Here is a 19,147-nt window from a genome sequence, read left to right on the forward strand (position 1 = left end):
GCCTTAACAATTACTGGATTTCATGGCATGAGGCAATCCCCACATTTGAGAAACACCGCATCGGCGCTGGTGTTTGTGCTCATTTGGACCAGCGCATTCCCGGCGGCCAAGTTTGGTCTGCAAGACAGCCCACCCTTGCTGTTGTTGGCGGTACGTTTTCTGATTGCTGGGGCGCTGATATTGTTGTGGGTGCGTTCGAAGGGCAAACGTCTGGCCCTGAAGTGGCGCGACTTCGGTGTTCTAGCGGTTTTGGGCTTGCTCAACCATGCGCTTTACCTGGGTTTGAGCTGGACCGGCATGACTCAACTGTCTTCAGGTCTGTCGACCATCATCATCAGCGCCAATCCGATTGTGGTTGCAGTGTTGTCGTCCATATTGCTGCGCGATGCCCTCACCTTGCGCAAGGTGTTGGGGTTGTTGCTGGGCTTTGCCGGGGTGGTCTACATTGCGCGCAACCGCTTGGGCTCCAGCCTGGACACCGACATGGGCCTGTTCTTGGTCGGTAGCGCGCTGATCACCCTGGCCTTTGGTACCGTGTTGTACAAGCGCTGGCCAGTGCAGCTTGATCTAAGCACGGCCACGGGTTACCAAATTGTGTTCAGTGGCTTGGCCCTTCTGCCTGTGGCCCTTTGGCTGGAGTCACCAGCCCAAGTGACGCTCTCTTGGACCTTGTTTGCTGCCCTGGCTTGGCTGGTGTTGGTGGTTTCTATTGCGGGTTATCAAATCTGGTTCGGTATGCTTGAGCGAGGTACAGCCAGCGCCGCCAGTGTCTGGATGTTCCTGTGCCCTCCACTGGGCCTCGTGGCGGGGGCTTTGTTGCTGGGCGAGCCCTTAAATTTATTGGATTTTGGTGGCATTGTGCCTGTGGTGGCGGGCATCGCTTTGGTGACCTGGGCGCCGATAAAAAAAGGCGGGCTTGAACACCCGCCAAACAGCAAACCAAAGGTGGAGTGAGAACTTTTGCGTTTATGCGTTGCCTGGCAGCAGCACGCCATCAATCACGTGAATGACGCCGTTGGCCTGGTTAACGTCGGCAATCGTCACTGAGGACCGATTGCCTTTGCTGTCTTCCAGCACCACTTTGCCGCCTTCCATCAAGGCTTTCAGGCGTTCGCCGGCCACAGTTTCAATCTCGGTCATGCCGCCGGCTTGCACAATCTTCTGTGTCAAATCTGCAGCAGTCACCTTGCCGGGCACCACATGGTAGGTCAACACACCGCGCAAATTGTCGCGATTGTCGGGTTGTAGCAGTTGTTCCACAGTGCCACCTGGCAGGGCTTCAAAAGCCGCGTTGGTGGGAGCAAATACGGTGAATGGGCCCTGGGCCTGAAGGGTTTCATCCAAACCAGCGGCTTGTACGGCTCTTACCAAGGTGGTGTGGTCTGAAGAATGAATGGCGTTTTCTACAATGGTGCGCTGTGGCAGCATTTCAGCGCCGCCCACCACCGTGGCCGCATGCAGTGGTGCCGTAAACACAGCAGCGCTTAATGCCAGGCTTGCACCCAAAACAGTTTTAGACAGTGTGGTTTTCATCATTTGGAAACCTCCATCAAATGGATCATCTCATCCATGTGAACAACAGGTCGGCACTCAACCGACCACCTGCAAAATTGGAGGGTAATCCCGGGCAGGGAGTTCCGGCCCTTCGGGTTAAGTTGTGTTAAGAAGCGTTGGCCAAATTCAGCCAACTTCAATTAGGGTTGTGGCTTGATGCGGCCCAGCACCTCAAGACCGGCGTCAGGTCGTATTTTGAATAGAATCACCTCACCCGGTGCGGGAAAAATCCCGGTTAGCGCCGTGATATTCACCTGGTGAGTCACCAGCAACACCTTGTCTGTGGCTTTAAGACCATTCAAAAAGGCAAGGGCGGCTCTGGTGTGGGTGTTTTCATTGGCCCGGTTCTCAAAAAACGAGTTCAAAGCCGGCAATTCGCGCACCTCACCCACATCCATACTGCGGGCCGTGTGCAGGCAGCGGCACCACTGACTAGAATACACGCCGGTGAATCGAATGTTGTGCTGCTTGAAGGTGTTGCCCCATTGCTGGGCCTCCATGAGCCCAGCCTCGCTCAAATTGCGCTGAGTGCTGCAGTCGCCAAGCTTAAAACCATCAGGATCGCCAAACCCGGGTGCGGTGGCGTGTCGCATCATGGCGTGTACGCCCTCCTGTTCAAGCAGGGCCAGCGGGTTGGCCCACGTGGCTGGATGGGCCAGCATCAACACACTCACACAACAGGCACCGAGCCATCTTGTAAACCATTTTTTCATACTGCCACCTACCCACTACCACGTACCACTACTTAAGCCACCTGCCGACTGTGCAAAGCCAATTGATTAAGCAGCAGTTCAAATTCAATCGGCTTTGCAAAATGGTAATCCATGCCGGCCTCCATGGAGGCTTTCACATCCTCTTCAAAGGCATAGCCCGTCAAGGCGGCCATTTTTGTGTGGCGATTGGGGCCGTCGCCCTGGCGGACACGCTTTGCCACTTCCAGACCCGACAGCTTGGGCATGTCGATGTCCATCAAAATAAAATCGTACGGGTGTTGTTCGGCCATCTGCAAAGCGCTCAAACCATCTTCGGCCACAGTCACCCGGTGTCCATCACGCTCCAAAAAAGTACGCAGTAACTTCACATTCAAAGGGGTGTCATCGGCCACCAGCACATGCAACGCTCGCACTGGCTCAACCCGGTTGCTGGCCTCTTGTTCGGTCAAGGAGGCGCGTTTCAAAGGCACCGAGAAGGAAATGGTGGTCCCCACTCCGGGTTCAGATTCCAGATGAATTTCACCCCGCATGGCCTCAATCAGGGTCTTAACAATTGACAAACCCAAGCCCGTGCCACCGAAGCGGTTGTCATGGTCGGTGTGCACCTGCACGAAGGGTTGGAACAAACTGGCCTGTTTCTCTTTGGGAATGCCCAGGCCCGTGTCCTGAACCGCCACGTGAAGCAGATCCGTGTCGCCGCTGATCGAAATGCTGTTCACCTGCAGCCGAACTTTGCCTTGAGAGGTGAACTTGATGGCGTTTGAAAGCAGGTTTTGTATCACTTGCCGCAGGCGACCCATGTCGCCAAGGTAAACCGTATTTTCAGGCACTTGTTTGTCAAGTTCAAAAGCCACGTCCTTGCTTTGGCAATTCATTCTGGGCAATTCAGTGCTGCTGCCAAGCAGCGTGTTCAACAGGAAAGGCGCCTGGTTCAAGGTCACCATGCCGCTTTCCATTTTTGAAAAATCCAAAATATCGTTCAGCAAACTGGCCAAAGTGTCTGCTGTTTGCACCAAATGCCCGGCTTGCTCTTTGTGTTCCCCCGGGGGTAGATCCATGTGCAGCAGCTTGGCAAACCCAATCACACCGTTCAACGGGGTTCTTAATTCGTGGCTGAATGTGGCCAAAAACCGGCTTTTCTCGGCGTTGGACTCCCGTTCTGCCATGGCTGCAATCGACGCCTCGCGCAAACGCTCTTCAAGCTCAAGCTGGCGGGTTTTGTCCAGATGGGTGCCCACCACCCGCACGGCCTTGCCTTCAGAGTCGCGCACAATCATCGCGGTTGAAAGAATGTGCACCCAATGCCCATCCCGGTGAGCCATCCTGAACTCGGCTTCAAAATGCCGGCATTCCGGGTCCTCCAGGCATTTGGCCAGGTGGGCCTTGGCGAGCTCCAGATCCATGGGGGCGGTCAAACGTTCCCAGGTCGAAAAATGGTTGGCCAATTCATGGTCTTCATAGCCCAGCAAGCGCTTCCAGCTCGGGGAAAAATACACTGTGTTTTGGTCCAAGCGGAGGTCCCACAAGCCATCGCGCGACCCTTCCATGGCCAATTTGAAACGTTCTTCGCTTTCGGCCAAGCTGTCTCGCATCTCGTGCTCGCGGCTCACGTCTTTGCACATGATGATGATGCCACCCCGCGTTCCATCCGGCTTTTGCCAAGGCTCAATGGCCCAGTCCAGCCAGATGGTCTCCCCGTTGGGAGCAATCCACGGGTCGCTGGTGGCAGACAGGCTTTGCCCCTCCAGCCCCGCTCTGTGCGCCTGGCGCCAGCGTTCATGCAAATTGGGCACCACCTCGTAGTGGTTTTTGCCCACCAGGCTGCCCTTTGACTGGGTGAAAGTGCTCACCCAGCGAGACGACGCAGCCACGTAGTTCATTTGGGTGTCGAGCATGGCCAATGGCACCGGGGCCTGCACAATCAGCGCCTCTACAACCCAGTAGCTTTCCTTGGCGGCGGCCAAGGCCACCTCCAGCTTCTCGCTCTTGGCTTTCAGGCTTTCATTGATGTCCAAGATTTGCCTGGAAATGCCCTGCAACTCCAGCGGCATTTCAGTCAAACCCGACCGCAGCGCCTCGCCCGAGGCGCCACTTCGAAGTTTGGCAAGGTAGGCTTGTGCTGCGCGGCTCAGGCCCCGCCCCAAGGCCAGCACCATCAGCAGGGTTACGGCGGTTCCCAACACCAGGGCGCCCACGGCATACATCAAAGCCATGGACACGGGGGAGTTAATTTCATTCAAGGGGGTGAGGGTCACAGAAATCCACCCCAGACCTGAAACCTGCTCCGAGCCATTGATCGGCGAAAAAGCCACCAGGTAGTCTTGTCCATCTGGGAGGGTTTCAATGGACCAGCTGCTTTGACCGTTCAGCGCTTTGCTAAAGCCAGGCATGGCCTCCCAGCGTGCATCTTCCTGCATGTCCGATAGTTCCACTCGGTTGCCCAGGCGCAAACTGCCATCGCTGGCCAAAATCAGTGTGGGCGTGTTTTCGCTCAAGCGGCCAAACACATCGGTTTGAATCTCCAAGATAAAATCTTTCCAGTCCAGGTGAATGCCATACACCGCAATCACATTGCCTTGGGGGTCACGCAGGGGGGCCGTAAAATCAATGAACTGGTACTTCTCGTCTTTTCTGGAAGGCAATAGCGCAGCCAACAGCGAGGCTTCATGCACATCCATCACGGCAGGTTCTTCCAAGCCCCTTTTAAACCAAGGGCGTTTGCCCACATTTTTGCCCACCAGCAAATCGTCGTTGGCGGCCAGCACGGTGCCATCGGGGGCGGCCACGCCGATCCACAAATAGCCTGGCCTGGCTGATTGCATCAGCTCGATGACTCGGGTTTGCTGGGCAGGCGAGTGGTCGCCATGCAACTCCTCCAGCTTCATGGTGAACACCAAATTGTTCAAATGGCTCAGCAAATTTCGGTTTACAGCTTGCGCGATGTGCTCAGCTTGCAGCTGGGCTGCACCGCCGGCTTTTTGGGTGGTTTGGTCTTTGAGCAGCGAATAACCCGAGAATGCCAGTGGAATGGATAGCAGCAACAACACCAGCAGGCTGCCCAAAACCAGACGGATGGAGAAACTGGCGCGTATGCGGGGGACAAACATAGTAGATTGTTTAAAAGCGTGAAATCACACTGTAGCGCAAGCCCAAGGCAGCCTCAATTCAAATAGAGGCCACAAAAGTGTTTAATTTCAGTGCGGTGAATCAAATGTCTGAAGGGCACCACAGCCATTGTTTTGCCACAATGGTGGCGTAGTATCTTTGGCTTACCCTGCCCCAGCGTATTGCTCGAACCCGCCATGAATGAATTAACCCTCAGCCAGGAACTGGCCATTCGCCTCGCGGGCGTTCTGGGTTTTGCGCTGAATATGCTGGGCTTTGTCCTTATTCAGCCCAAGCTCACCAAGCTCACGGTGGCTGGTGGGTCTTTTGCGTGGGGTGTTCAATACGCCTTGCTCCAAGCCCACACGGGCATGTGGATCTTGCTGTTGGCCGGTTTGCGCCAAACCTTAAGTGCATTCACCGATGGTTTACCGCACCGGCAACGGCTGTTTCTGGCCTTGCTGTTTGGCGCCATCGCGATTGGTTTTGCTGCGTTCTCTTGGTCGGGGTGGTTGCTAAGCGCCGTGCCCGTGGTGGCCACCTTGATCGGCACTTGGGCCTTTTTCATGCTCAGCAACACTGCCCTACGCCAGACCACCTTGGCCAGCAATGCGCTCTGGGCGGCCTATGGGTATGCCACGGGCTCGTACGAATTACTGCTTACCATGCTGGTGCTGAGCCTGGCCACCCTCACCGGTTTGTATCGCCTGCGTTTGGCTCGCCTCTAACAAATTGCGCCTGGCCACAATCGCAGGTGCAATATTTTGCAAAGCGGCCCGCAGGGCTTCAGGGTCCAGGGGTTTGAAAAGCACCCCATCCATGCCACTGGCCATGGCATCTTTCACCTCATTTTCCATGGCTGCGCCCGTTAGCCCTATGATGGGCAGCCCACCTTGGGCACCCAATGCGCGTATTGCACGGGTTGCTTCCAGCCCGGTCATATTGGGCATGTGCACGTCCATCAACACAAAATCCAGGGTGTGCCCGCGCTCTTTAACCTCGTGCAGGCCCGATGCGCCGTCGCTGGCCAGCACGCATTGCACGCCAAGCTGCTTTAGCTGCATGGCCGCCACCTTGCGGTTAATCGATGCATCATCAACCACCAAAGCAGTCAGTTTTGGTGGCAAAGGGCGATGGGTTTGGTCATTGCCTTCAGCGCGCAGGGCCTCCACATCAGCCGCGGTGGGCAAGGTGGCTGGCGCTGGCAGGTCGATCCAAAAGCGACTGCCCCGGCCGGGCTCGCTGTCAAAATCAATTTGACCCCCCATGCGTTCGGCCAGTTCACGGCAAAGGGCCAAGCCCAAGCCTGTGCCACCATAGCGCACAAACGTGTCGTCTTCTGCTTGCGAGTAGGGTTTGAATAACTTCTGCCTGGCGCTGCGATCAATCCCGATGCCAGTGTCTTGTACCAAAAAACGCAGGGCTGCTTCACCTGGCGCAGGTTCAACCTGCATGGCGGTCAGCGACACCGAGCCCTGCTTGGTGAATTTCACCGCATTGTTCATCAAATTCACCAGGCTTTGCACCAATCGACGCGGGTCGGCCACCCAAAACGGTGGGCAGCCGGGGGCCAACTCGCAATTAAATTGCAATCCTTTGGCTTGAGCGGCGGGTTTGATCATGGCGCTCACATTGTCCATCACCGCCTTGACAGAAATGGGTTGAAGGGCAATCGCCAACTGGTTGGCCTCCAGGCGTGCAAAATCCAGCACATCGCTCACCAGGCTGTTCAAATGTTGGCTAGACACTTCCAAATCAGCCACCAGTGTGGCCTGGCGTTCAGTCAGGCTGGTTTGCCGCAAGCCGTACACCATGCCTTGAATACCGTTCAAGGGCGTGCGCAACTCGTGGCTTACCGCGCTTAAAAACCTGGATTTTGCATCCGTGGCCTGCTTCAAGGCCACCCGGTTTTGCAACAGGTCAAACACCAGTTTCAGGCAAAAAGTCATGGTCAAATGCACAGCCAACAGCACAATCAGCTGCCCCATGATCAAACGTTGCATCACCGCGCCATCGGCCACATGGCCGCTCAAGGCAAAAGCCATCCAGCCGCCTGTAATCAAGCCAGCCGAAATCACCAAAGCCCCTCGGGGGTAAATCACGCAGTAAATCAATGCGATCACCGGCGCAATCAGTAAGGTGGGGATAAAACCGCGCCCCACCACGGCACCCACCAGCATGAAGCAACACAGCACCATGAAGTAATTGAGCTCCGGCATGCGCTTAAAAGCCGCAAAATAAAGCATGTAGGCGAAGGCCAAACCAACCGCCAACACATTGGCTGGGAACGACAAAGTAAAGTCTTGGCGCACCACATCGCCCAGCAGGTTAGAGCCGGCCAGCACCGCCACCAGCACCACCACACCAAGCTTGACCCGCGCGCGCAGGCCCAGCAGGCGCTGGCCAAATTCATCATTGGCCATCACATCGGTGATCTGCTTGGCATTGGGCCAAAGCCAGTTCCATTGGTCGGCAGTCATCTGGGCGTAAACGGCGGAGGTTCTAAGACATTCTTTATTGAACCACAATACGGGGTAGTTCACCGATCAAAATGGCTTGCAAACTCCCCTTACTTCCACCCACACAGGGTCGCCAGATTACTGTCCGCCAAGGGTTTTTCTTCGTGCGCTCATGAACCGTCTGGGGTTGCGCATGGTAAACTTCGGGCTGTCAAAAAAATCAATGTATTCAAGAGGCCCCGCGATGAACACGCGCCCCGCTTCTTCGTCTGCCAACGGCACCACCCTGGTGGCCAACGGCCCCGCAGTCGAAGCCCAACTCCGTGAACTCCTGCAAAAGCGTATTTTGATTCTGGACGGCGCCACCGGCACCATGATCCAGCGGTACAAACTCAGCGAGGCCCAATACCGGGGCGAGCGTTTTGCAGATTTTCACCGCGACGTGAAGGGCAACAACGAATTGCTGGTGCTTACTCAGCCCGCCATCATGACCGAAATTCATGAGCAGTACCTGGCAGCCGGGGCCGACATTTTAGAGACCAATACGTTTGGCGCCACAACCGTGGCCCAGGCTGACTACGAGATGGAACATCTCGTGGACGAAATGAACCGCGAAGCGGCCCGCCTGTGCAAGCAGGCTTGCATCAAATCCTCCACGCCCGACAAGCCCCGCTTTGCCGCAGGTGCCCTGGGCCCCACACCCAAAACTGCGTCCATCAGCCCCGATGTCAACGACCCGGGCGCACGCAACATCACGTTTGACGAACTGGTGGCCACGTACTACCAACAAACCAAGGGTTTGGTTGAGGGGGGCGTTGACCTGCTACTGGTTGAAACCATTTTCGACACGCTGAACGCCAAAGCAGCACTGTTTGCTATTGACCAGTACTTCGAAGATTCTGGCAACAAGCTACCCATCATGATCTCCGGCACGGTCACCGACGCCTCCGGGCGTGTGTTGTCTGGTCAAACCGTCGAGGCGTTCTGGAATTCCGTTCGCCATGCCAAGCCCATCACCATCGGTTTGAACTGTGCTTTGGGCGCATCGCTCATGCGCCCCTATGTGGCTGAACTGTCCAAAATTTGCGATGTGCCCATCTGCGTGTACCCCAACGCGGGTTTGCCCAACCCCATGAGCGACACCGGCTTTGACGAAACCCCCGAAATCACCTCGGGTTTGGTCAAAGAATTTGCGCAAGCTGGCTTTTTAAACGTGGCTGGCGGATGCTGCGGCACCACGCCCGACCACATTGCCGCCATCGCCAAAGCCCTGGAAGGCATCGCCCCCCGCACCGTTCCCACGGTGGAGCCAAAGTGCCGTTTGTCGGGTCTTGAGCCGCTGAACATCGACGACAACAGTCTGTTCATCAACGTGGGAGAGCGTACCAACGTCACTGGCTCCAAAGCCTTTGCCCGCATGATCCTCAATGAGCAATACGACGAAGCGCTCAGCGTGGCCCGTCAGCAGGTTGAAAACGGCGCACAAATTGTGGATGTGAACATGGACGAAGCCATGTTGGACTCCAAAGCCGCCATGGTGAAGTTCTTGAACCTCATGGCGTCTGAGCCGGATATTTCGCGCGTGCCCGTCATGATCGACTCCTCCAAGTGGGAAGTGATCGAGGCCGGTCTGAAGTGCGTACAGGGCAAGGCGGTGGTCAACTCCATCTCCATGAAAGAAGGCGTGGAAGAATTCAAACGCCAGGCCAAACTGTGCAAGCGTTATGGCGCCGCGGTGATCGTGATGGCCTTTGACGAACAAGGCCAGGCCGACACATTCCAACGCAAAATCGAAATTTGCGAACGCGCCTACCGTGTGCTGGTCGACGAAGTGGGCTTTCCTGCTGAAGACATTATTTTCGACCCCAATATTTTTGCCATTGCCACAGGCATTGAAGAGCACGACAACTATGGCGTTGACTTCATCGAGGCCACCGGCTGGATCAAGAAAAATCTGCCGCACGCCAAAATCTCTGGCGGCGTGTCCAATGTCAGCTTTTCATTCCGCGGCAACGAACCCGCCCGTGAAGCCATTCACACCGTGTTTTTGTACCATGCCATCAAAAACGGCATGACCATGGGCATTGTGAATGCTGGCATGATCGGCGTGTACGACGACTTGGAGCCCGAGCTCAAAGCACGCGTTGAAGACATCGTCTTAAACCGCCAGCCCAAGTTGCCGGCCAACGACCCCGACTTCGGCAAAACCGCCACCGAGCGCATGATCGAATTTGCCGCAACCCTCAAGGCGGGTGGCAAAAAACAGGAAGAAAACCTGGAGTGGCGCAATCAGCCCGTTGAAAAGCGCTTGGCCCACGCCTTGGTGCATGGCATCACCACATTTATTACCGAGGACACCGAAGAATGCCGCGCTGCCATAGCGGCAAAAGGCGGTCGCCCGCTGCACGTCATCGAGGGGCCCTTGATGGACGGCATGAACATCGTGGGTGATCTGTTTGGCGCTGGCAAAATGTTTTTGCCCCAAGTGGTCAAAAGCGCCCGCGTCATGAAGCAGGCGGTTGCCCACCTTATTCCTTTCATTGAAGAAGAAAAAAAGCAGCTCATCGAAGCCGGTGGTGATGCCAAAGCCAAAGGCAAAATTTTGATTGCCACCGTCAAAGGCGATGTACACGACATCGGCAAAAACATCGTGACCGTGGTACTTCAGTGCAACAACTTCGAAGTTGAAAACATGGGCGTCATGGTGCCTTGCGAGCAAATTCTCGCCAAGGCCAAAGAAATCAACGCCGACATCATCGGTTTGTCCGGGCTTATCACACCGTCACTCGAAGAAATGGCCTATGTCGCCAGCGAAATGCAGCGCGACCCCTACTTCCGCGACCGTGGTATTCCCTTGTTGATTGGCGGTGCCACCACCAGCCGTGTGCACACCGCCGTCAAAATTGCACCGCACTACAGCGGGCCCACGGTGTACGTTTCAGACGCCAGCCGATCGGTGGGAGTGGCTTCCAGTTTGTTGTCCGAAGAGCAAGCCGACCAGTTCAAGGCCGATCTGCAAGCCGAATACGACCGGGTTCGCGAACAACATGCCAACAAAAAGGCGCAACCCATCATCAGCATCGAAGCAGCACGCGCCAACAAACAAAAAATCGACTGGGCCAATTACACGCCGCCCAAGCCCAAATTCATCGGCAAGCGCTATTTTAAAAATTACGACCTGGCCGACATTGCCCAGTACATCGACTGGACCCCCTTCTTCCAGACCTGGGACCTGCATGGCGGCTACCCCCGCGTGCTTCAAGACGAGGTGGTGGGCGAAGCCGCCCGCAAGGTGTTTGCCGATGGTCAAGCCATGCTCAAAAAATGCATTGAAGGCCGTTGGCTGCAAGCCAACGCAGCGGTGGCTTTTTACCCTGCAAACACTGTGGACGATGACCACATCGAGGTGTACACCGACGACACCCGCCGCTCGGTGTTGTTCACCTATAGCCCACTGCGCCAGCAGGGCGAAAAGCGTGAAGGCATACCCAACAAATCGTTGGCTGACTTCATTGCCCCCAAAGGGCAGGGCGACGATTACATCGGCATGTTTGCTGTTACCGCCGGCATTGGGGTGGAAAAAAAGGAAGCCGAATTCCTCAAGGCCCACGACGACTACAGCAGCATCATGTTCAAAGCGCTGGCTGATCGCATGGCTGAAGGCTTCGCGGAATGCCTGCACCAACGCGTGCGCAAAGACCTCTGGGGTTATGTTGCTGATGAGGCCTTAAGCAATGAAGAACTGATTGCCGAAAAATACCAGGGCATTCGCCCCGCACCGGGTTACCCCGCCTGCCCCGAGCACACCATCAAGCGCATCATGTTCGACGTGATGCAGTGCGATCAAATCGGCATGACCCTCACCGAAAGCCTGGCCATGAGCCCGGCGGCCAGTGTGAGTGGGTTCTATTTTGCCAATCCGGAAAGTGATTACTTCAATGTGGGGCAAATTGGTGTTGACCAGTTCAGGGCCTTGCAGGAACGCTCAGGCCGGGCCGAGGAAGAGTTGCGGAAAGCCCTGGGGCCTGTACTTTTCGTTTAGCCGGCAGACCTGCTTTTTTTAGGTACTGTGCAAACTTTTCACGGTTAACCATTAGCAACTCGCATTGTCTTTCCGGCCAAGCCCGAACTGGCCTGAAGCCCATGCTGGTCTGAAGGTTTTTGCTGGGCGTATTGCGAGAATCGCAAAATGCGCCCACCACTTCCGTACGCTCAAATGCGTGTATTAGGGCCATGGTCCACATCAGCCTAGCCAAACCGCACCGTCGCCATTCTTTCTTCACCCAAAGCCTGGCAAGAATCCATCCGAATCCGTTTTGATGTAATTCGACCTGACCAACAAACTCTCCATTTGCCTCTCTTGCGGTCCAGCTAAGCACGGGCTCGTCCCCAGGCCTGAAAGCTGGGGTGGGATTCATGAAAGGTAGCATGCCAGCGCACCACCAATGGTGTGTGCGGCGATCCTCGATCTGCATATTCGCGGCGTTTAAGCTATCAAGCTTGGCTTGAGTTTCAACGTTGCAGGTGATGCTTAGCTGGCTCAGGTCCTTCATTTGATTCTCTGTGGGTCGCCTTTTAACTTGGTGCCATAGACCCATAAATCGGTTCCATTCCAGCATTGGTAGGTGGTCAAGCTTATAGAGGGAACCTCGCCGAAAAGACCGCCACTTAACTACATCAGGAATTTTTTGGACCAGGCCTAATCGTGATCGCTGCACTGAATCGCTTTGCCCGCTTGGCTTCAGCTCGATCTGAAGTGGTTGGTGCTTCTTTGATCGTCTTGATGATCGTCATGATGGTGGTTCCAATCAGTCCATCTGTGCTCGATGTGCTTCTTGCACTAAACATTTCAGTGGCCATTTTGCTGGTGATCAGCGCTGTGCTCATCGAAAGCCCTTTGGCTTTCTCATCCTTCCCAGCGATTCTTCTGATGACCACGTTGTTTCGGCTATCGCTCACCATTTCGACCACCCGTCAAATCTTGCTTGAAGCAGACGCGGGTCAGATCGTTCAAACTTTTGGCGAGTTTGTGGTGGGCGGCAACGTGGCTGTCGGGCTCATTATTTTCATCATTATTTCTGTCGTCAACTTCCTCGTGATCACCAAGGGCTCCGAGCGAGTGGCCGAGGTGGCAGCTCGCTTCTCTCTGGATGGGATGCCCGGCAAACAAATGTCCATTGATGGAGACCTAAGAGCTGGCTTAATTACCCAAACTCAGGCCAAAGCCAAGCGCGCAGCGCTTGAAAAAGAATCCCAATTGTTCGGCGCGATGGATGGCGCAATCAAGTTCGTAAAAAACGACGCAATTGCCGGTTTAATTATTACTGTCGTTAATTTGCTTGGTGGTTTGGCTGTAGGCATGTTGCAACTGGGTATGGATTTCTCAACCGCGGGCAACACCTTTGTGATCTTGTCTGTTGGCGATGGCCTGGTGGGCATTATTCCCTCGCTCATGATCTCGATTGCAGCAGGCCTGATCGTAACCCGCGTGACCAAAGGCGAGGCGGATGGGTCCAGCACCGCTTCAGACATGATTCTGGACCTGACCCGAAACACCAACGCCCTTCAAATCAGCGGCATCGTGTGCTTTGCATTTGCATTTGTACCAGGCATGCCCTCGATAGTTTTTTTGTGCACGTCGGCTGGTTTTATTGCAGCTTGGCATTTGGGCACCCGCCTAAAAACTGATCTGGATGAAAGTAAGCCCGCTGATACCTCAGAGCAGGTGCTAGAGCAAAAAAGCAAAACAAAGCTAGAAGACGTGCTGCAAACCAAAACCTTCAACGCACTCGAGGTTCGTTTGCCACATGGCGCCGAACCCACTTTAACAAATTTGGTACAAAACATCTGCAGATTGGCACGCAACCGACAGGTCGAGCATTTGGGCATACTGCTTCCCTTGTTCGAATTCACCTCGCATTCAGAACCCGATATTGAATTCTTTGTGTACGGGGTGCCGTGTTTAACCATCAAGATCTCTGACAAGCGAATGGCCCTGCGATCTCCAAAAGAAAAAGTTGATGCGGTAGATGGCTTGAATTACACCATCGAAAAAGATCCAATCTCAGGCAAGTTCAACATGCTCTGCGATCCCGTTCAGAAGCCCTTGCTTGAGGCAAACGGAATCGAGTTTGTCAGTTATGAAAACCGACTGGTCTCACAAGTCGAAGCCCTCTTGGTCAAGCGAATAGACCAGTTGTTTACACTCAATGAATATCAGGCGCACATCACTGGGCTAGGTGAGCAATACGCCGAGCAACTCAAAGAACTCGAGCGTGTTTTGCCGAGCACCAAAGTCGTGGATATTTTGCAGCGTCTGCTCAACGAGTCTGTGTCGATCAAGAACATGCGTTCGGTACTCAACAGCCTCATCGACTGGGGCCAACGTGAGCGCGACACAGCCGTGATTGGCGAACAGGTGCGTCGGGTTCTTAACGAACAAATATGTCATCAGTACGCACGCCAGCGCAAGTTGCACTTGTTCATGCTCGACACAGAGTTCGAGCAACTCATTCGTGAGGCAACGCGAAGCAACAGCCAGGCCATCTACCTCGATATCGACTCAACATCCTTGAATTACATGGTTGATGCTGTTGAAGAGCAGATTGGCATGCACACCCTGGGCGAATTCATGCCGGGCATTGTTTGTTCAATGGACTGTCGTCTGTTGTTCAGGCAAATCATTCAGGATCAGCTTTTTGGCGTACCAGTGCTTTCGCATCAAGAACTCTCAAAACAAGTGGAAATTCAGGTCATGGGCAGCATCTATGTTGAAGAGCCCAGCGATGAAGAGCAAGAACAAACCGGGGCGAAATCATGATTTACACCATTGTTAAAGCAAAATCGGGCCTACACGCTGGCGCCACTTGGAGGCTGGATAAATCACTGCTCACCATGGGGGCAAGCTCCAAGGCTGATGTATTTTTATGCGACCCAGAGGTGCCTGATGTCTTGTTGGCACTGCGCAAAATGGGGCGTCGAGTTCGTATCGATACCCTGCACGCCGATGCAAGGCTAAAGTCCGCAGACGATCGTGAAATCAACGAGGTGTTGTTTCCATCCCAGGTGATTAGCTTGGACTATCGGCATATACAACTCGAGATTCAAATCCACTCGGCTTCGCACAGTTTGGCTGCTGCTTTTGGCGACAGCTTTGGAACATTCTTCTACGGAATTGTTGCGGCCTTGCGAAGTTTGGGAGCGAAGGCCTTTGTAGCCCTGCTGTTCCTGATCGGCTTCATCATGACTGTGATGATTGTGTTCTTTGGCACAGCGGGTGTTGTTAAGTCCGAGGCGAAGGTCAATCCAGTCCAACCCATACCAAGAACCATTCTCCGAGACCCCCCACCCGTCGCCCTGCTAGAAAAGCACATGGTCAATAGTGTCGACAGAGAGCTTCGGGAGTTTGCACGCCGATCAGGTAGTGTCAATTTCAAGGTGGATGTGGACGGCGACACGGTGACCGTGGATGCACAACTGAACAGGATTCAAGGCCAGGAGTTTGAACGCGAGTTGATCCGTTTGGGGCGCGACTACGGAAACTACGTCAGCTTGGTGGCCAGAATGGATTTTACAGAAGAACAAAAACTGGTTGACGGCATAGAAATAGAGCGCATGGTGCTGGGTGCACGCCCTTCAATCATCCTGCGCGATGGCATGCGTCTTTATCCCGGCGGTGTCTTCAATGGCCTAACCGTTGTATCTATCGATTCACAAAAAGTTGTTCTCAAAGGCAGTCATACCTATGAGGTCGTGTTGTGAAAACGGCTGTAATACCGACAGTTGGGCATGAACTCATTGCCCAATTCATTGGAAGACTCAGTCAACTCAAACCTGTTCGCAAAATTGGCTTTGTCAACGAGATCATTGTGACAACGCTAAAAGCCAATCTGCCCGACGTCATGCAAGGCGAATTGTGTGAGATAGAAACCTCTCATGGTGGCACAGTTCTGGGTGAAGTGATCGCATTCAACCAGGACGAAGCCACCATTTCATGTTTGCAGGCCGTAACAGGGATCACCTTGGGGGCCAAGGTTGTGCCCTTGGGCCGTCAGCATTGCATCAAGGCCCAGGAGCATCTGTTCTCGGCTGTTCTTGATGGCATGGGGCGTCACATGGATGAGCCGCACAACCGTCGCCTGGGGGTTCTTTCAAGCAGTGAGGACGCATCGCCCGTGCTTCGTGAAGCTCCTCCCGCCACACAGCGCCCACCAATCAATTCGGCCTTTCAAACCAAGGTCAAGCTGATTGATTGCTTTCTCACTTTGGGTCGAGGGCAGCGCGTGGGCATTTTTGCCCCGCCTGGCTGCGGTAAAAGTACTTTGATGGCCCAAATTGTGCGTGGAACTACAGCAGACGCAGTTGTCTTTGGCTTGGTGGGTGAGCGGGGCCGAGAACTTCGAGAATTCATGGAGAGAGAAATTTCTGAGGACATTCGAAAAAAAAGTTTTTTCGTGTGTGCCACCAGCGATAAGTCGCCGACTGAACGGGTTCGATCGGCTTTCACTGCCACCGCAATTGCAGAACACCTGAGGGATCAAGGCAAATCTGTATTGCTTGTTGTTGACTCACTCACCCGCCTGGCCCGTGCCCAACGAGAAATCGGGCTCATGGCGGGTGAGCCTGCAACGGCCTCGGGTTTCACTCCATCGGTGTATTCCATTTTGCCAGAACTCATCGAACGCGCTGGATGCACCAACAAGGGCGATATTACAGCGATTTACACGGTGCTGATGGAAGGTGAGCGGATAGAAGATGACCCCATCGCCAGCGAGGCTAAAAGTTTGCTGGATGGCCACATCGTGCTGAGTACAAAGTTGGTCGAGCGCAATCACTTCCCTGCCATTGACCCGCTTCGCAGCCTGTCTAGAGTTATGTCGCATGTGGCGCCAGCACGCACCCAAAGAGTGGCAGCCTTGGCCCGTCGCGCCTATGCCCTGTATCAGGAAGTGGAGCTGTTGATTCGTTTGAATGAGTACACCCCAGGCTCCGATGCATTGATCGATGAGGCCGTACGCATCAAGCCCTTGCTGGATGCCTGGTGTAGGCAAGACCGTTTCAAACCCGAAACCATGGAGTTGTCCTCAAGAGGGCTGGAGAAGATCGTCTCCAAGTTTGAAACACTGAGTGAAGGCTAGAACCATGGCCAGCGATCTTGAAAAACAGCTTGAACAAGTGCGCACAGTAAGAAACCTGCGTGTTCAAGCTCGGTTGCGCGAGCAGCAGGCAAAAGACAAAGAAGTAAAAGCTGCGCAACACGAACTTGCACGCGCTGAGCACGCAGTCCTTGAGCAAGAGCGCAAGGCCATCACCCTACAAAGGGATGGCTTGCAGCAATTGGTCAATGATAGCGTGACCGTTATGGATCTGTTGAAGTTCAACAAGCGAAAGGTTCGCAGCATCAAGCACATCAAGGACGCCAAGGTCACTGTGTTCGAGCGAACCCGAGAGGCCATGTTGGCCTTGGAGCAGCTCAAAGAGCGCGTCAAAGCCACCAAAGAGGCCGAAAAAAAGCTGATGGGTATCGACGAAGTGATTGCGGGGAAGCTATGGAAGTAACCGCAGAGGCAGAGGAGCAGGTGTTGGCCAACGACCTCATGTCATGGTCGCTGGCTCAGCTAAAAAAAATCAAACCGGAAGATGTTCACTGTTCAATTTTTGCCCCAAGTCAGGGTGTTATTCAGCACACCTACCATTACGACAATGGATATTTGGCTGAACTCAACATTCGCCGAAGCACAGGTATTCCTCGTCTGGGCTCCAAACTGGATTTGATGTGGCTTCGCGGGGTGAACTCCGAGGGGGGAGCGGTGTTCATCGGGATCGATGCCGAGTACGTGTTCGAGAGAACCGGCATGCTCACTTCACCATCCATTGTGCAGGCCGCCAACAATTCCACTGTCCCCATATTTGACATTCTGGTGGCTGTTGTCTTCGAACTAGAGCCCATCCTGGGGATCCAGGCCGAGTCACTGTTAAGCGAACAAGAGGTGCTTGAATGCCTACCCGAGGCGCCCATTCATGATTATTTGGCCCTGGATCACAAGCGACGCACAAAACTCGTCTTTTATGCAGAACAGGGAGTGCTCAACGCCATGGAGGCCAACGCCCGTGATTATTGCGTCGCCTACTGGCAAAGCCACGACCAGTTTGCCGCATTCATTCGTCGGCCAATCCGTCTTGGCTTTTTTTTATCAAAAAGACTTTGGGACTCCGAAGAATATGCTGCCCTTAGGCAAGGCGACTTATTGGCTTTGCAAGGGTTTCGACCCAGTCCAGAAACCTATCGATTGCGGGGCTATCTGTGCCTGATGAATCACGACGTGCTTGGTTACAAATATGAGGTTCAATTCAATATGACAGACAACTCTGTTGAGGTGGAGTTTACTGGCGAATCCATCAATGATCCGCAAAACAACACCCTGCAACTCGACGCGCCCCCCCATGAACAAATCGAGCTCGACATCATTGCTGGTCAAACCACGATTCCGCTGGGAGAGCTATGCGCGGTGCAAGCCGGAACCCTCATTGAACTGGGGCAGCATAACCTGCCCATGGTGACTTTGTGTGTAAATGGCGAGGCAGTGCTCCACGGGGAGTTGGTGCATTTTAAGGATCAAATCATGGTCCAGATCACCAAGCGGTTGGTGTAGCCCGTGGGTAGCGATGCCATCAATCCGATCGGGCTCATTGTCACGATTGCGTCCCTCTCTTTGTTGCCTCTGGTGGCAGTGACCGCAACCTCTTTTTTAAAATTTTCAGCGGTTCTGCTCATCCTGCGCAACGCGATCGGCGTCCAGCAGGTGCCTTCCAATCTCGTTTTGTACGGCATCGCCATGGTGATGTCGCTGTTGGTGATGGGGCCTGTATTAACCGATGCTGGGCAGCGTTTTGCCCCCGGGGGCGCCATGCCAGTGACCGGCTCAGAAGTGTTGCAATCCATCAATGCAGCAGTTCCCCCCTTCAAAACCTTCATGCTGGCCAACACAAAAGCCGACTACCTAGAAAGCTTCCACGCCACCGCTCAACGGTTCCAGCAAAAATACAATGCACCGCCCATCGACAAAAACGACCTGTTTGTGGTGTTACCCGCCTTTGTTGCTTCAGAGTTGGCCGAAGCATTCCGAATTGGTTTGTACTTGTATTTACCCTTTGTGATCATCGATCTTGCTGTTTCCAGTGCGTTGATGGCCCTGGGCATGATGATGGTTTCACCCATGTCACTCACCGTGCCCGCAAAAATTGTTTTATTTGTCGCGGTCGAGGGCTGGGCCAAAGTGTTGCAAGGCCTTGTCAATTCCTATGTGGCCTAGCTCT

Annotated in this window: 14 protein-coding genes; 9 read left to right on the plus strand and 5 right to left on the minus strand. The window is 54.3% G+C overall.

The window, feature by feature from the left end:
• Positions 1-27 precede the first annotated feature (27 nt).
• Positions 28-954, plus strand: coding sequence for a DMT family transporter (locus ACEQU8_RS10965; protein ID WP_370263569.1), 927 nt, complete (start codon positions 28-30; stop codon positions 952-954).
• A 12-nt stretch (positions 955-966) separates the two neighbouring features.
• Here the strand turns inward: ACEQU8_RS10965 and ACEQU8_RS10970 are convergent, their stop codons facing one another.
• The 3 genes from ACEQU8_RS10970 to ACEQU8_RS10980 form a co-directional block, all read right to left on the minus strand.
• Positions 967-1,533: a fasciclin domain-containing protein gene (locus ACEQU8_RS10970; protein WP_370263689.1), complete on the minus strand. Its 567-nt coding sequence runs from the start codon at positions 1,531-1,533 to the stop codon at positions 967-969.
• A gap of 161 nt (positions 1,534-1,694) precedes the next feature.
• Positions 1,695-2,228, minus strand: a complete 534-nt coding sequence (locus ACEQU8_RS10975; protein WP_370263571.1) for a histidine phosphatase family protein — start codon at positions 2,226-2,228, stop codon at positions 1,695-1,697.
• Between the two features lie 71 nt (positions 2,229-2,299).
• Complete coding sequence (locus ACEQU8_RS10980; protein WP_370263572.1) at positions 2,300-5,374, minus strand: ATP-binding protein; 3,075 nt, start codon at positions 5,372-5,374, stop codon at positions 2,300-2,302.
• A gap of 195 nt (positions 5,375-5,569) precedes the next feature.
• On the opposite strand from ACEQU8_RS10980, the gene ACEQU8_RS10985 reads away from it, so the two are divergent.
• Positions 5,570-6,100, plus strand: coding sequence for a YgjV family protein (locus ACEQU8_RS10985; protein ID WP_370263574.1), 531 nt, complete (start codon positions 5,570-5,572; stop codon positions 6,098-6,100).
• Here the strand turns inward: ACEQU8_RS10985 and ACEQU8_RS10990 are convergent.
• Positions 6,026-7,852, minus strand: a complete 1,827-nt coding sequence (locus ACEQU8_RS10990) for an ATP-binding protein (RefSeq protein ID WP_370263576.1) — start codon at positions 7,850-7,852, stop codon at positions 6,026-6,028. The genes ACEQU8_RS10985 and ACEQU8_RS10990 overlap by 75 nt on opposite strands.
• 223 nt (positions 7,853-8,075) lie before the next feature.
• On the opposite strand from ACEQU8_RS10990, the gene metH reads away from it, so the two are divergent.
• Positions 8,076-11,873 carry a methionine synthase gene (gene metH / locus ACEQU8_RS10995; protein WP_370263577.1) on the plus strand — a complete coding sequence of 1,266 codons (3,798 nt, stop codon included), beginning with the start codon at positions 8,076-8,078 and terminating at the stop codon, positions 11,871-11,873.
• Here the strand turns inward: metH and ACEQU8_RS11000 are convergent.
• Positions 11,797-12,450 (minus strand): GNAT family N-acetyltransferase, encoded by a 654-nt coding sequence (locus tag ACEQU8_RS11000; protein ID WP_370263579.1) that lies wholly within the window; start codon positions 12,448-12,450, stop codon positions 11,797-11,799. The two genes, metH and ACEQU8_RS11000, sit on opposite strands and share 77 nt — an antisense overlap.
• Before the next feature lie 86 nt (positions 12,451-12,536).
• On the opposite strand from ACEQU8_RS11000, the gene ACEQU8_RS11005 reads away from it, so the two are divergent.
• The 6 genes from ACEQU8_RS11005 to sctR are packed head-to-tail and all read left to right on the plus strand — an operon-like array spanning position 12,537 to position 19,143.
• A complete protein-coding gene (locus ACEQU8_RS11005) occupies positions 12,537-14,651 on the plus strand; it encodes an FHIPEP family type III secretion protein (RefSeq protein ID WP_370263581.1) in 2,115 nt (704 codons plus the stop codon).
• The gene (locus ACEQU8_RS11010) at positions 14,648-15,592 is read left to right on the plus strand and encodes a hypothetical protein (protein WP_370263582.1); all 945 of its coding nucleotides are present in this window, start codon (positions 14,648-14,650) and stop codon (positions 15,590-15,592) included. The genes ACEQU8_RS11005 and ACEQU8_RS11010 overlap by 4 nt, the downstream gene beginning before the upstream one ends.
• Complete coding sequence (locus ACEQU8_RS11015; protein WP_370263584.1) at positions 15,589-16,968, plus strand: FliI/YscN family ATPase; 1,380 nt, start codon at positions 15,589-15,591, stop codon at positions 16,966-16,968. The genes ACEQU8_RS11010 and ACEQU8_RS11015 overlap by 4 nt, the downstream gene beginning before the upstream one ends.
• A gap of 4 nt (positions 16,969-16,972) precedes the next feature.
• Positions 16,973-17,389, plus strand: coding sequence for a hypothetical protein (locus tag ACEQU8_RS11020; protein WP_370263585.1), 417 nt, complete (start codon positions 16,973-16,975; stop codon positions 17,387-17,389).
• Positions 17,380-18,483 (plus strand): FliM/FliN family flagellar motor switch protein, encoded by a 1,104-nt coding sequence (locus ACEQU8_RS11025; protein WP_370263586.1) that lies wholly within the window; start codon positions 17,380-17,382, stop codon positions 18,481-18,483. Before ACEQU8_RS11020 ends, ACEQU8_RS11025 begins: the two co-directional genes overlap by 10 nt.
• Before the next feature lie 3 nt (positions 18,484-18,486).
• Positions 18,487-19,143: a type III secretion system export apparatus subunit SctR gene (gene sctR / locus ACEQU8_RS11030; RefSeq protein ID WP_370263588.1), complete on the plus strand. Its 657-nt coding sequence runs from the start codon at positions 18,487-18,489 to the stop codon at positions 19,141-19,143.
• Positions 19,144-19,147 lie beyond the last annotated feature (4 nt).

The sequence above is a fragment of the Limnobacter sp. genome, assembly GCF_964228395.1.
Classification (GTDB): Bacteria; Pseudomonadota; Gammaproteobacteria; order Burkholderiales; family Burkholderiaceae_B; genus Limnobacter.

Bases quoted from the DNA above. Each gene is read 5' to 3' on its own strand.
- ACEQU8_RS10985 (WP_370263574.1), top strand. From the start codon at position 5,570: ATGAATGAATTAACCCTCAGCCAGGAACTGGCCATTCGCCTCGCGGGC.
- ACEQU8_RS10990 (WP_370263576.1), bottom strand. From the start codon at position 7,852: ATGACTGCCGACCAATGGAACTGGCTTTGGCCCAATGCCAAGCAGATC.
- ACEQU8_RS10980 (WP_370263572.1), bottom strand. From the start codon at position 5,374: ATGTTTGTCCCCCGCATACGCGCCAGTTTCTCCATCCGTCTGGTTTTG.
- ACEQU8_RS11025 (WP_370263586.1), top strand. From the start codon at position 17,380: ATGGAAGTAACCGCAGAGGCAGAGGAGCAGGTGTTGGCCAACGACCTC.
- ACEQU8_RS11000 (WP_370263579.1), bottom strand. From the start codon at position 12,450: ATGCTGGAATGGAACCGATTTATGGGTCTATGGCACCAAGTTAAAAGG.
- ACEQU8_RS11020 (WP_370263585.1), top strand. From the start codon at position 16,973: ATGGCCAGCGATCTTGAAAAACAGCTTGAACAAGTGCGCACAGTAAGA.
- metH (WP_370263577.1), top strand. From the start codon at position 8,076: ATGAACACGCGCCCCGCTTCTTCGTCTGCCAACGGCACCACCCTGGTG.
- ACEQU8_RS10970 (WP_370263689.1), bottom strand. From the start codon at position 1,533: ATGAAAACCACACTGTCTAAAACTGTTTTGGGTGCAAGCCTGGCATTA.
- ACEQU8_RS10965 (WP_370263569.1), top strand. From the start codon at position 28: ATGAGGCAATCCCCACATTTGAGAAACACCGCATCGGCGCTGGTGTTT.
- ACEQU8_RS11010 (WP_370263582.1), top strand. From the start codon at position 14,648: ATGATTTACACCATTGTTAAAGCAAAATCGGGCCTACACGCTGGCGCC.